This window comes from Erythrobacter sp. HI0063, from assembly GCF_001635685.1.
In the GTDB taxonomy this organism is placed as follows: Bacteria; Pseudomonadota; Alphaproteobacteria; order Sphingomonadales; family Sphingomonadaceae; genus Qipengyuania.
This window is the reverse complement of record NZ_LWFF01000316.1, coordinates 1-12913: the sequence shown is the minus strand read 5'-3', so window position 1 is coordinate 12913 and position 12913 is coordinate 1. Positions and strand designations below refer to the sequence as shown.

General features: G+C 62.8%; 11 protein-coding genes. 3 read left to right on the top strand and 8 right to left on the bottom strand.

What is annotated here, in order from left to right; all coding sequences use genetic code 11:
- Position 1 precedes the first annotated feature (1 nt).
- Complete coding sequence (gltX, locus tag A3736_RS12070; RefSeq protein ID WP_067683299.1) at positions 2–1447, top strand: glutamate--tRNA ligase; 1446 nt, start codon at positions 2–4, stop codon at positions 1445–1447.
- A gap of 15 nt (positions 1448–1462) precedes the next feature.
- A complete protein-coding gene (locus tag A3736_RS12065) occupies positions 1463–2749 on the top strand; it encodes a citrate synthase (protein ID WP_067683297.1) in 1287 nt (428 codons plus the stop codon).
- A gap of 95 nt (positions 2750–2844) precedes the next feature.
- Here the strand turns inward: A3736_RS12065 and A3736_RS12060 are convergent, their stop codons facing one another.
- The 4 genes from A3736_RS12060 to A3736_RS17695 all read right to left on the bottom strand — a co-directional run bounded on the left by A3736_RS12060 (position 2845) and on the right by A3736_RS17695 (position 6876).
- Positions 2845–4269: a sensor histidine kinase KdpD gene (locus tag A3736_RS12060; protein WP_067683295.1), complete on the bottom strand. Its 1425-nt coding sequence runs from the start codon at positions 4267–4269 to the stop codon at positions 2845–2847.
- A gap of 2 nt (positions 4270–4271) precedes the next feature.
- On the bottom strand, positions 4272–5258 hold the full coding sequence (locus A3736_RS12055) for a hypothetical protein (protein ID WP_082851466.1): 987 nt from the start codon (positions 5256–5258) through the stop codon (positions 4272–4274).
- Positions 5259–5282: 24 nt separating this feature from the next.
- Positions 5283–6476 (bottom strand): hypothetical protein, encoded by a 1194-nt coding sequence (locus A3736_RS12050; RefSeq protein ID WP_156502110.1) that lies wholly within the window; start codon positions 6474–6476, stop codon positions 5283–5285.
- Between the two features lie 88 nt (positions 6477–6564).
- On the bottom strand, positions 6565–6876 hold the full coding sequence (locus tag A3736_RS17695; protein WP_067683288.1) for a hypothetical protein: 312 nt from the start codon (positions 6874–6876) through the stop codon (positions 6565–6567).
- Positions 6877–6944: 68 nt separating this feature from the next.
- On the opposite strand from A3736_RS17695, the gene A3736_RS12040 reads away from it, so the two are divergent.
- Positions 6945–9569 (top strand): hypothetical protein, encoded by a 2625-nt coding sequence (locus tag A3736_RS12040; protein ID WP_067683285.1) that lies wholly within the window; start codon positions 6945–6947, stop codon positions 9567–9569.
- Between the two features lie 24 nt (positions 9570–9593).
- Here A3736_RS12040 and A3736_RS12035 read toward each other — a convergent pair whose 3' ends face one another.
- The 4 genes from A3736_RS12035 to A3736_RS12020 form a co-directional block, all read right to left on the bottom strand.
- Complete coding sequence (locus A3736_RS12035) at positions 9594–9869, bottom strand: DUF1467 family protein (RefSeq protein WP_067683283.1); 276 nt, start codon at positions 9867–9869, stop codon at positions 9594–9596.
- An 11-nt stretch (positions 9870–9880) separates the two neighbouring features.
- Complete coding sequence (locus A3736_RS12030; protein WP_233999371.1) at positions 9881–11533, bottom strand: ribonuclease J; 1653 nt, start codon at positions 11531–11533, stop codon at positions 9881–9883.
- A gap of 11 nt (positions 11534–11544) precedes the next feature.
- Entirely contained in the window at positions 11545–12330 is a 786-nt protein-coding gene (locus A3736_RS12025) for a type III pantothenate kinase (protein WP_067683281.1), read from the bottom strand.
- Between the two features lie 10 nt (positions 12331–12340).
- The coding region (locus tag A3736_RS12020; protein ID WP_067683279.1) for a biotin--[acetyl-CoA-carboxylase] ligase at positions 12341–12913 on the bottom strand (573 nt) is incomplete at its 5' end.

The following is a 12913-nucleotide window of genomic DNA, read 5'->3' as shown; positions in this document are numbered from 1 at the left end:
AATGGCAAGCGATAGCGACGCGGCACACGGAAAGGTCGTAACGCGCTTCGCCCCTTCGCCCACCGGTTTTCTGCATATCGGCGGCGCGCGTACCGCGCTTTTCAACTGGCTTTTCGCCCGGCACCACGGCGGCAAGGCGCTGCTTCGGATCGAGGATACCGATCGCAAGCGCTCCACCCAGGACGCGATCGACAAGATCATCGAAGGTCTCGACTGGCTCGGCCTCGATTACGACGATGCACCCGTGTTCCAGTCGGACCGAGCCGAGCGCCATGCCGAAGTCGCGCACCAGCTGCTCGATGCCGGCCATGCCTATAAATGCTACGCGACGCCGGAAGAACTCGAGGCGATGCGCGCCGAACAGCGCGCGAACAAGCTGCCGATGCGCTACGATGGCCGGTGGCGCGATCGCGATGCCTCGGAAGCCCCCGAGGGCGCGCCTTTCACGATCCGGTTGAAGACGCCGCAGGACGGCGAAACGGTAATCGAGGATGCGGTGCAGGGCCGCGTAACCGTCCGCAACGAAGAAATCGACGATTATATCCTGCTGCGCGCCGATGGAACGCCGACTTATATGCTGGCCGTGGTTGTCGACGACCACGACATGGGCGTCACGCACATCATTCGCGGCGACGATCACCTCAACAACGCCTTCCGCCAATTGCCGATCATCAAGGCAATGAATGAAATCGGGGGGGGCTGGCCCGAGCCGATCTACGCCCACATCCCGCTGATCCACGGGACGGACGGTGCAAAGCTCTCTAAACGCCACGGCGCGGTGGGTGTCGAAGCTTATCGCGACGAAGAAGGCGTGCTGCCCGAAGCGCTGTTTAATTATCTGCTGCGCCTTGGCTGGGGCCATGGCGACCGCGAAGAGATTACGCGCGAGGAAGCGGTCGCACTGTTCGATCTGAAGGGCGTCGGCAAAAGTGCTTCGCGTTTCGATCTGAAGAAGCTTCAGAATCTCAACGGCCACTATATTCGCGAGGCGGACGACACGCGCCTCGCCGCGCTGGTTGCCAAGCGGATCGGTCCGGATGCCGATGAGAAGCTGCTCGCCGAAGCGATGCCGGTACTCAAGACGCGCGCCCGTTCGCTGAACGAGCTGGCCGAAGGCGCTGCCTTCCTGTTCGCTACCCGCCCCCTTGTCCTGACCGAGAAAGCGGCCGGTCTGCTCGACGATCAGGCGCGCGTATATCTCGCCGAAGTTTCGACCGCGCTAGCAGCGGAAAACGACTGGACAACCGAGACGCTGGAAGCCACTACCAAATCGCTCGCCGAACGGCTCGAACTGGGCCTCGGCAAGCTCGCGCAGCCGATGCGCGCGGCACTGACGGGGACGACGACGTCCCCTGGAATTTTCGACGTTCTGGTCCTGTTGGGACGGGAAGAGGCGCTCGCACGGATCGACGCGCAAGCCCTCCCGGCAGGCTCGGAAGACCAATAGCTTAAGGAGCAGATTATGGCCGACAAGCAGGCGAAACTGGACTTCGGCGACAGCTCGGTGGATTTCCCCGTGCTCGAAGGGACGTGCGGTCCCGACGTGGTCGACATCCGCAAGCTGTACGGATCGACGGGCAAGTTCACTTACGATCCCGGTTACAAGTCCACGGCGAGCTGCGAAAGCGCGCTCACCTTCATCGACGGTGAAGAAGGCGTCCTGCTCCACCGCGGCTACCCGATCGGGCAGCTTGCCGAACATTCCAATTTCATGGAAGTCTCGCACCTGCTGCTGAACGGCGAGTTGCCGACGCAGGACGAGCTGGACGATTTCACCTACACGATCACGCGCCACACCATGGTGCATGATCAGCTGCGCCAGTTCTATCAGGGTTTCCGCCGCGATGCGCACCCGATGGCGATCATGTGCGGCGTGGTCGGCGCGCTGTCGGCCTTCTATCACGACAGCACCGACATTTCGGACCCCGAGCACCGCAAGATTTCCAGCCACCGGCTGATCGCCAAGATGCCGACCATCGCGGCGATGGCGTATAAATATTCGATCGGCCAACCCTTCATGTCGCCGCAGAATTCGCTGAGCTATACCGGCAATTTCCTGCGCATGACCTTCGGCGTTCCGGCGGAGGAGTACGAAATCCACCCCGCGATCGAGCGGGCGATGGACCGGATCTTCATCCTCCACGCCGACCACGAACAGAATGCCTCGACCTCGACCGTCCGGCTCGCCGGTTCTTCGGGCGCGAACCCGTTCGCCTGCATCGCGGCCGGCATCGCTTGCCTGTGGGGCCCGGCGCATGGCGGCGCGAACGAGGCGGCGCTGAACATGCTTCAGGAAATCGGCACGCCCGACAAGATCCCGCACTATATCGAGCGGGCCAAGGACAAGAACGATCCGTTCCGCCTGATGGGCTTCGGCCACCGGGTCTATAAGAACTATGATCCGCGCGCGACCGTGATGCAGAAGACGGTTCGCGAAGTGTTCGATGCGCTGAATGTCAGCAATCCGGTGTTCGAGACCGCGTTGCAGCTCGAGGAAATGGCGCTCAACGACGATTACTTCATCGAGAAGAAGCTGTTCCCGAACGTCGATTTCTATTCCGGCGCGATCCTTTCGGCGATCGGCTTCCCGACCACGATGTTCACCGCCCTGTTCGCGCTAGCGCGTACGGTCGGCTGGGTGGCGCAGTGGAACGAAATGATCTCCGATCCCGGCCAGGTCATCGGTCGCCCGCGCCAGCTTTACACCGGCCCGACGCATCGCGATTACGTGCCGATCGACAAGCGCTGAGCGCAAAATCGAATGTGAATTTGGGAAAAAGGGGGTGCTGCGGCGCCCTCTTTTTTCATATCGAAGCGTCGGAAATTCGCACTGGATGCGCGACCTTATTTTCCGAGATTTGGACCGTCACGGGGCTCGCTGCGCAGATCTTCTGCGGCCGGAACCGACAGCGTGAAGCGAGCCCCCTGCCCTCTTGCGCTTTCGACCGTCAGATCGCCGTCCATCGCGCGCGCTATGCGGCGGGAGATGTAGAGCCCCAGGCCCGATCCCCCGTCCCCGCTCCGCCCGAGACGCTCGAACTTTTCGAATATCTTGGCCTGCTGATCCTCGTCGATGCCATGGCCCTGATCCGCCACGGTCACCATCGCCCTTTGGCCGATCCGATCGAGGCGGACCCAGACCTGGCTGCCCTCCGGCGAATAGCGGATGGCGTTGTTGATCAGATTGATGAGAACCTGCAGCACGCGCCGGAACTCGGCGATCGCGAGCTGGCTTTCTCCGTTCGGCGGTGCGCTCAGCTCGATACCCTTTTCGCGCGCACGCACACCCAGAATTCCGCATGCCTGCCGCGCGACATTGCCGAGATCGATGCGGTCGGGTGCGGTAACGAAATCATCCGATTCCACGATTTCGAGGTCGGACAGGTCGTCGATCAGCGCGAGCAGGTGCTGGCCTGCCGCCGCGATATCGGCGGCGTAATTGCTGTATTCTTCACCCAAGGGGCCAGCGAGCTTGGTGCGAATCGTTTCGGCATTGGCGATAATGCGATTGATCGGCTGCCGCAGCACAGGAGAAAGATCGCGCCCGAGCGAGGGCGGTTCGGATCCGGGCTCGCTCGGCTCGTCCAGAGCGCCTGCACCCAACGGTCGATCGGCGAGAAGATGCAGGACGAACCCCGCACTGCCGGGTTCGGGTTGCCCGAGCGGTTCGAGATGCGCGGTCCAGCGCCGCTTCGATCCCTCGATCAGACACTCGGCTCCGTCGAGCAGGCGCCAGTGCAGAGGCTGTTGGTGCAAATTTCCGGGAAAAGTGACGAAGTCGGTCCAAGGCCTGCCGATCCCGCCTTCCATCGCGATCTGGAGCCGCGTCAGATCGGGCGCTTCGACCGCCACTGAAAGCACGCGCTGCGAAGGATCGAGCCGCGCGGTCAGGTCCGAAAGATTGCGGCTCAGTTCGGCGCGTCGGCGCGCAGCCTCCAATTCGTCTTCCGGCGGCAATTCCTCGGCATGCCAGGATACCAATCCGAGCTCGGACCCTTGGGCCGAACCGTCGGAGCCGCTCTGCGGCTCGATCTCGATCCAGGCCGTTATCCGATCGCGCCCGTCGATTGCACGGAACTGGCGTGCGAGACGCAGGCCGAACCGCTGGGCCTTGTCCACCAGAGCGCGCAATTCGGGAATGGCGACCGGCCCGCCGATCTTTCCCCCGCACTCGGTCTGAAGGCTGGCGAGCGGTTCTTCCGCTTCGACAAGCATTCCGTCCGCATCGACGAAGGCGCGCGCGATGAATTTCGTTCCGATCGTCGCCATAGTCAATTTCCAGGCCAGCCCGCGCTGCGCGCAAGCAGATTGAGCGCTTCGCGCGTACCGATATCGGCAAGGTCGCTGGGCGGATCGCGGTCAGGGTGGAGGCGAAGGATCTGCGCCTCGACATCCTGCGGCTTCAGCCCCGCCGCTCTCAGTCCCAAGGCAAGGCGGGCGACTTGGCTCTCATGGGTCGATACGGCAACGATGTCGCGCGGTTGCCCGGTGCGCAGCGCCAGTGCGGATAAAAACAGGCCGATGCCCGCCTGATCGAAGATGAGAGCATTCGTCGCATCCTTGCCGACCAGCGTCGCAACCCGCTCCAGCAGCGACAGCCGCCCCGCAGCCTCGTCGTACTCAGCGCGCAAACGCCCCTCGGCCCGAACCAGGGCGTCGGAGAGATCGTCACCGTTATAGGCGCGCCAGGCGAGCAGGAGAGCGTGGAACAGATCTCCGGGCAGTTCGCTCAGCGGCAAGCTCATTCGTCGCTGGGTCTGTGCGTACCGCGCCTGCGCGGCAAGCGACGCCATGGCACCACTGGCAATACCGGCATCTTCGTGTCCGATGAGCGATTGGAGCAGGGGCGAAATGACGGGATCGAGGCCGAATTCCCCTTCCATCCGTGCCGACAATTGCCATTCCAAAGCCAGCGCGTGGCAATGGGCCACCAGCGGCAGCGAAGCGAAGAGCGTTTCGGACAGGGACTCGCCATGTTCGGCAGCGAACTCCTCGCGCCCTTTCACTCCTGTCGCCTCGGCCTGTACGCGCAGCACCTGCCAGGCCAGATGCGTCAGCATGCTGCGGATGCGTGCGACCAGCTCGTCGCTAAAAAGCGACTGGTCGCGCGTCGACAGGAGATGACCGAGAATGGGGCCGATCCGCCCGAGCGCCCTGTCGCCCTGCGCCAGCGCCCTGCGCAACCCCTCGCCTTCCGGCCAGTGAGGATCGGCGCGTGGAGACGCGGTTGGAATTGGCCCGGATTTCGGCTTGATCATGGGGTCTCGCGTAGCATCGCGTGGTTAAGGCCGCGTTAGCCTATCGGACCGGATCGCACGCGATAGCGCGGCCAGTACGAACACCGCCAACAATGCCATAAGAGGCTGGAGAACGCCCAGATATCCGGCCGGAACCAGCACGGCAAGCAAGGCGATCCGATCGGACAGAACCGGGCGGATGGCAAGGGGAGCCATTTTCGATCCGATCCGCAATAGGCCGAGCAGGACGACGGGAAAAAACAGATCGATCCAGGTGCCCGTCCCCCGACTCGCAAAAGCGAGAAGACTGATAAGCAGAACATCCCCTGCTCCGCCGAGCAAAGTGGCTGCGTCCCACACCTTGACCTCTTCACCCGGGGGCCGAGCCAGCTTGAGAACGATGTCCGCGATCGGAAGCGCGAATGCCATGACGCTGGACATCAGCAGCCCGGTCAGCGGTTTTCCGAACAGGGCCAGAACGGCTGCTAGGATCCCTGCCGCTACTGCCAGGAGGAGAGGCATACGCTCGAACCGCGAACCAACCACGTCCCGCGCCAGCCTGATACCGATCCTTTCGGCCAGCGCCCGCCCCGGCGCGGCGAAGGACACCGGTTGCGCCCGGCGAGCGATCCAGCGCCCCTCCCGCGCCTCGAGGCTCGCCTCGTCCTCGGACGGGCTCCAGGCGATATCTTCCATCAGCGCCGGATCGAGAGCTTCGGCGCGCACGCCCGATTGAAGCGCGATCCTGAGAAGCGATGATGCTGCATCCGCATCGGACGGCAGATCCGCCAATCGCTCGATCGCCTCGCCTCGGATCGAAAGAAGGCCCGCCCACGCCCGGTCGGCATCGATCCGCTCGAACCCGAGCGGTACGGCCAGTTCTGCTGGGAACGTCGCGACGCCAGGCTTTTCGCCGATTGCTGCGCGTGCGGTTTCGATGTCCAGAGCAAGACCATCGGCGATAACGATCACCCGATCGTCGGCGCTGATGGCACCCGAAAGACTGCGCAGATCCTCGATCGCGCGGAACCGCATACCCAATTTTTCGGCCCGATGCTGGCCCACGATCGCATCCGGGCCGAGGCCGCGGATCATGCACAACACGATGTCGCAATCGAGAGCCTTGGCGCAGTCGATTTGGTGCGACAGCACGCTACGCCCCACGAAAGTGCGGAACGCGGCCTTCTGCCCGGCCCTTGCGGGATCTTCGGCCAAAGCTGTCAACAGGGCGATACGCAAAAAAGCCGGTCCTCGAATGGCAATCGGTCTGTCCCACGCCTAGCGATGCGTGCTCCAATTGCCAAAACTTGTCGGCCAGAATTTGGCCCTAACGGGATCCGGCGCCGCGAATGACATCCAGCTGGTCCGAGATTTCGCGGAGGGCATGCGGATCGCCCGGCACACCCATCGCCGCTTGATCCGCCAGGCGCATGATCTCTTCGGCGTGAAAGCCGGCCGCAACGGCGTGGAGATGCTGGGCCGCCATGCGCCAATTCGCATCGCAGCGCGCCCGCCGCATCAGATCGATCTGGCGTTCCACGCTTTCTACGAAGCCGGTGCGCAATTGCGCCTCGAGCGCTCTGTCATTTCCGGCGGCGGCCGCAACTGCATGATCGAAGGGGCCGGGGTGGAATGCCATCGGGTCGGCCTAGCGAGGCAAAGTTAATCCGGGGTTTAAGGAAACGGGATTCGTGATACGTTCGGGTGATGAACAGGGATCACATCCGCGCCGTCGAACGCGAGGACAATTCGCCGGAAAATCTCACGACCGCGGACGATGGCGCTCCGATCGACCAGTCTGCTGATTCGATCGATGAGGAAGACGACGTCGAATGGATCGAGGAACCGCAGCGAGGCCGGGCCACGGCGTGGGCGATCCCTTCCCTCTTCGTTCTCGCCATCCTTGGCTGGACCGGGTTCTTCGGGTGGAGCTTTAAAGATTCGATCATCTCGGGAGGAACGCCCGAACAGTGGATCGACTGGATTGTCGCCTGGGCGATCCCCGTGCTCCTGATCCTAGCAATCTGGCTGCTTACGATGCGCCTCTCGACACGCGAGGCAGGCCGCTTCGGCGATGCCGCGCGGCTTCTCGCACTCGAGTCGGAGCGCTTGGAAGAGAGATTGCTGGCCATCAATCGCGAGTTGAGCCTGGCACGCGAATTTCTCGCCGAGCAGAATCGCGATCTCGACTATCTTGGCCGGACGGCGACCGAGCGTCTGTCGACCCATGCCGATCGCTTGCAGGAACTCGTCCGCGAAAACGGCGATCAGGTGGATGCGATCGCCGGAGTCAGTGCCACCGCGCTCGACAATATGGAGAAATTGCGCGGCGACCTGCCCGTGATCGCCAATTCCGCGCGCGACGTTACCAATCGTATCGGTAGCGCAGGCCAGACCGCCCAGGAACAGCTCGAAGGATTGGTCGCAGGCTTCGAGAGGTTGAATACGTTCGGCGAGGCGAGCGAACGCCAGGTTACGTCGCTCAGCGAGCGCCTCGATAGCCTGCTCGGCGACATGGGCGAACGCCTCGATCAGATCGAGGGCTCTGCGGCTGCGCGTTTCGCGGCCATTCGCGACAACAGCGATAGCCTTCGCGAGACTCTCGACACGCAGGAAGTGACCGCCTTGGCGGCCATCCACAGCCGCGCCGATGCCCTCAAGGATGAACTCGCCCGGATTGCCGAGCTTCGCAACGAAGACGACGAGGCGACCTTCACAGTGCTGTCGGACCGGATCGCGGCCCTGCGCGATGAAGCCGCTGTAACTTCGCAAAACGTCCGCGAGGCCGAGCAGGCCGCTTTGACCGCATGGTCCGGTCAGGTCGAAGCGCTACGTACTCGATTGCTGACTATCATCGAAGAAGTCACGCAGATCGACGCGCAATCCCTGGCCAATTCGCAAGCCAAGCTTCAGACGCTGGTGGAAGAAGCCGAAACCGTCGATCGCCTGATTGGCGAGCGTCATCAGACCTTCGATGACGAAGTGGCGCGTCGCCGCACGCGGATTGCCGAGAGCGAGAACGAGGCGCTGAACGCGCTGGCGGAAAGAATGGCCACGTTCGACGATCGCCTGACGGAGCAGCGTGACGGCCAGATCGGCCACCTGACCGCTTTGAGCGCGCGTGCCGAGGATGCGGAGGGGCGGATCGATGCGCTCGGTCGGCTCATCGCATCCGCTGCGGAACAGGGCGAGGATACGGAGCGCTCCCTCGCGGCAGCTGTCGAGCGGCTGTCCGATAGGCTCGCCGATAGCCGCACTTCGCTTGATGGTACCCATGAACAGATCGAGGAGCTGACGGTGAGGGCCGTGCGTCTGCTCGAGCTGATCAAGGCCAGCGCATCGCATAGCGAGGAAGATCTGCCCCGTTCTATCGAAGCGTTCAACGCGACGCTTGCCGATCTCGAAAGCCGCACAGAGTCTCTGCGGGGCGCGCTCGCCGATGCCGATCGCAGCGGCACCGAACTGGGGGAGACGGTTTCCAACGCAGAACATCGCAGCCGCGAGGCGACCGCAGCGCTCGACTCCTTCAGCGAGGGGCTTTCCGGCACAATCGAAGAGCAGGCCGCCGCTCTCGACACTCTCACCGAGAAATTGGAGCGGATCGAGGCCGAGAACGCACGGGTTGCCGGGCAGGCGCGCGAGGAATTGACTGCTGCGATTGCTGCCCTGCGCGGAGAAGCCATTCGAGCGCTCGCCTCCATAGAAGAAAATCAGGCGGACAGGATTCTCGCGCTCGCGGACCGCATCGGCGAGGCCAGTGCGAAAGCCATCGACGAAGCCGTGGAAGAGCGCACGGAAGCGGCAATCGGCTCGCTCGACGAAGCCAGCGCGCGTGCCACCGCGTCGAGCCGGGAAGCGGCCCTGGAGCTGCGCGATCAGCTCGCCAAGGTCAACGAGCTGGTCGGCAATATCGAATCCCGAGTGTCCCAAGCCCGCGCCCGAGCCGAAGAGCAGGTCGATAACGATTTTTCGCGCCGCGTCGCTCTCATCACCGAAAGCCTCAATTCCAATGCGATCGATATCGGAAAGGCGCTATCGACCGAAGTCACCGACACGGCCTGGACATCGTATCTGCGCGGCGATCGCGGGATTTTCACGCGCCGCGCTGTCAGACTGCTCGACAACACGCAAGCGCGCGAAATCGCGGAGCTGTTCGACCAGGACATGGACTTTCGCGAACATGTCAGCCGCTATATCCACGATTTCGAAGCGATGCTGCGCATGCTGCTCTCTACCCGCGACGGGCACGCGCTGGGCGTTACCGTGCTAAGCTCGGATATCGGCAAGCTCTACGTCACGCTCGCTCAGGCGATCGAACGGCTGCGGGAATAGCGCAACCGGATCATTGGGTCCGGATCAGTAGGATGGGGCGCGGTTGAACAGGTCGAGCTGTTCGTATCCCACCCACCCATAGACATAATTGAGCACGTAAAACGCCGTCAGCACGGCCGCGAGCAAGGTCGCGCGCACGAGCAACCGTTTGGGGCGAAAATTACCCGGCGCGCTGTCAGCCTGTCCCGGTATCTTTTCGAGCCCCATCTCGTCATGCGTCCGCACGCCGAACGGGAGAAGCACGAATGCGCTCATCACCCAGAACAAAACGTAGATCGCGATGATCGAGGTCCAGTGCATCGGGAAAAACCCTATCCTTTGGAGGGCAGCATGACGCGCACTTGCGGGCGCTTGCCGGACCAGCGTTGCGCCGCACGGCGCGCGGCGAGGCGGGCGGCTTCGTGGATCGAGGCGGGGTCACGCCCATCCTTCCCCTTCAGTCGCGATATCGCTTTCGTCACGTCGGCGCTGGCTTCCGCGATAAACTCGTCCTGATCCTCGTCCAATGGCAGGCCGAGTGTTTCGATACGCGGTGCGAATTTGTCGTCCAGCACCACGAACATCACGCCGTCGCGCGACAGGCGGCGACGCATTACCACCGCTTCACCATCGGCAGGCGAAATGATGTCCCCGTCGAGCACGAGGCGACCGGTATGCACCTCGCCGATCTTGCCGGGTTTTCCCGGCGCGAGGCGGATGATGTCGCCCGATTTCTGGACCACATTGTGCGGGATGCCGCATTCCTCGCCGAGCCGCGCCTGTTCGAACAGATGCCGAGTCTCGCCATGGACGGGCACGAGGATTTCCGGCTCCAGCCAGGAATAGAGCGCCTCGAGCTCCGGGCGCCCGGGATGGCCGGACACGTGGATGAGGTTCTGCTTGTCGGTGACCATCACGATCCCGCGTTCGGCCAGACGGTTCTGGATCGCCCCAATGGCGATTTCGTTGCCGGGGATCTGGCGGCTGGAGAAGAGGACGACATCGCCCTGCGTCAGTTCGAGCGGGTGATTTTCCTCCGAAATGCGCGACAGGGCGGCGCGCGGCTCGCCCTGCCCGCCGGTCGCGACGATGAGAAGCTCGCCGCGCGGCAGACCCATCGCGGTTTCGAAATCCACCGGCTCTGGAAAATCGAGCAGATAGCCATTGTCCTGCGCTACCGCGATAATGCGGTCGAGCGAGCGCCCGGCGACGCAAATCTGGCGCCCCGTCTCGCGCGCGACTTCGCCCAGCGTGTGCAAGCGTGCCACATTGCTGGCGAAGGTCGTCACGAGCACGCGCTTGCCCTCGTGACGCGAAATTTCATCCATCAAACCGCGGTGGACGGCCCCCTCCGATCCGCTCGGATTGGCATTGAATACGTTGGTGCTGTCGCAAACGAGAGCGAGGACGCCCTCTTCGCCAATGGCGCGCAAGTCCTCTTCGCTGGTCGGTTCGCCGATGATGGGGTCTTCGTCCAGCTTCCAGTCGCCGGTGTGGAAGACGCGGCCCTGCGGCGTCTCGATCAGGAGAGCGTTACCCTCGGCGATCGAATGGGAGAGAGGGATATAGGTAATGTCGAACGGGCCGACGGAAAATTCGCCGTGATCGTCCTCGATCACATTCACCTCGACTTCACCGGCGATGCCCGCTTCCTGCAATTTGCGGCGCACGAGTTCGGCAGTGAAGGGTGTGGCATAGATAGGGACGCCCAAATCGGCTGCGAAATAGGGGATCGCACCGATATGATCCTCGTGCCCGTGAGTAATCACCAAAGCTTCGAGGCTGTCCAACCGGTCCTCGATGAATTCGAGATCGGCGAAGACGAGATCGACGCCGGGATATTGCTCACCCGAAAAGGTCATGCCGAGATCGACCATGAGCCACCGCCCCTGGCAGCCATAGAGATTGACGTTCATCCCGATCTCGCCGGACCCGCCAAGCGAGAGAAACAACAATTCGTCTTCGGGCGTGTAATTCTTTTTCACAATGCCTCTTTTCAAGTCGCGCCGGTGAGAGCGCGTTCGGCCAGGATCGCCAGGCCTTCCAAAGTCAAATCGCTGTCCACGGCGTCGAACAGGTCGGTGTGTTCATCGAACAGCAGGGCGAGCCCGCCAGTCGCAACCGTTTTCGCGGGGCGGCCGATCTCGCTTTTGATACGAGCGACAAGCCCTTCCATCAGTGAGACATAGCCCCAGAAGACGCCGATCAGCATCTGGTCTTCGGTGTTGCGGCCGATCACACTGTCCGTGCGCGGCTTCTCGATTGCAATGCGCGGCAGCTTCGCCGTGTTCCCGACCAAAGCATCGAGCGACAGGTTTATACCTGGCGCGATGATGCCGCCTTTGTAGGCGCCGTTGAAATCGACCGCGTCGAAGGTGGTCGCGGTACCGAAATCGATAACGATCAGATCGCCGCCATATTTTGCATGGGCGGCAATCGTGTTGAGCGCGCGGTCCGCGCCAAGCGAACTTGGCTGTTCGATATCGGCATGGAAACCGTATTCCGCGCTGCCCTGCCCAGCGATCAACGGTTCGACGCCGAAATACTTCTGCGACAGCACCGTAAGATTGTGGATAGCGCGCGGGACCACCGATCCGATAATTATCGCCGAAACGTCCTGCTTCCCATATCCTTCGATCGTGAGCAGCTGAAGCAGCCAGACGGCATATTCGTCGCCCGTGCGGCGTGCGTCGGTGGCGATACGCCAGCGGGTCTTGATTTCCGTGCCTTCGAACAGGGCGAAGACGATATTGGTGTTCCCGACATCGACGGCGAGCAGCATCGGTCTCTCCTCAGGCGAGCATCACGTCGCCGGCGTGAATGGCACGGCAGGTCCCATCCGCCAAGCGCAGTAACAAGGAACCGTCCTCGGCAAGGTCGGCGAAGGCTCCTTCAATCCGGGTTCCGCCGGGCTCGTGGACGGAGAGCGGCGTTCCTTCAGGCGTTGCCAGATCGCTCCATCGGCGCAGAATCGGTTCGAGGCCATAGGTGCGCCAGCGCGCAAGGGAAACCGCGAAATTGTCGGCCAGATTGCGTGCGAAGATCTCGCGGTCGGGCGCGGGGCCGAATGCAGTCAAGGCAATCGTAGCGCGGTCGGCAATGTCCGGCGCTTGCTTCAGATTGACACCGATCCCGATGACGACCGCCGAACTGGTCGATTCCAGCAGAATGCCCGAGAGTTTCGCTCCGCCGACCAGGAGATCGTTGGGCCATTTGAGAACCGGCATCCGTTCGGCCGGACAGAGCGGACGCACCGTTTCGCAAAGCGCGACGCCTGCGACCAGCGAGAGCGTGTGCGCGGGCGGATCGCCTGAGCCGGGCCGGACAATGGTCGAGCCCATCAAATTGCCACGCCCGTCGAACCA

Coding starts and splice junctions, on each gene's coding strand:
- gltX (WP_067683299.1), top strand. CDS start 2: ATGGCAAGCGATAGCGACGCGGCACACGGAAAGGTCGTAACGCGCTTC.
- A3736_RS12065 (WP_067683297.1), top strand. CDS start 1,463: ATGGCCGACAAGCAGGCGAAACTGGACTTCGGCGACAGCTCGGTGGAT.
- A3736_RS12060 (WP_067683295.1), bottom strand. CDS start 4,269: ATGGCGACGATCGGAACGAAATTCATCGCGCGCGCCTTCGTCGATGCG.
- A3736_RS12055 (WP_082851466.1), bottom strand. CDS start 5,258: ATGATCAAGCCGAAATCCGGGCCAATTCCAACCGCGTCTCCACGCGCC.
- A3736_RS17695 (WP_067683288.1), bottom strand. CDS start 6,876: ATGGCATTCCACCCCGGCCCCTTCGATCATGCAGTTGCGGCCGCCGCC.
- A3736_RS12040 (WP_067683285.1), top strand. CDS start 6,945: ATGAACAGGGATCACATCCGCGCCGTCGAACGCGAGGACAATTCGCCG.
- A3736_RS12035 (WP_067683283.1), bottom strand. CDS start 9,869: ATGCACTGGACCTCGATCATCGCGATCTACGTTTTGTTCTGGGTGATG.
- A3736_RS12025 (WP_067683281.1), bottom strand. CDS start 12,330: ATGCTGCTCGCCGTCGATGTCGGGAACACCAATATCGTCTTCGCCCTG.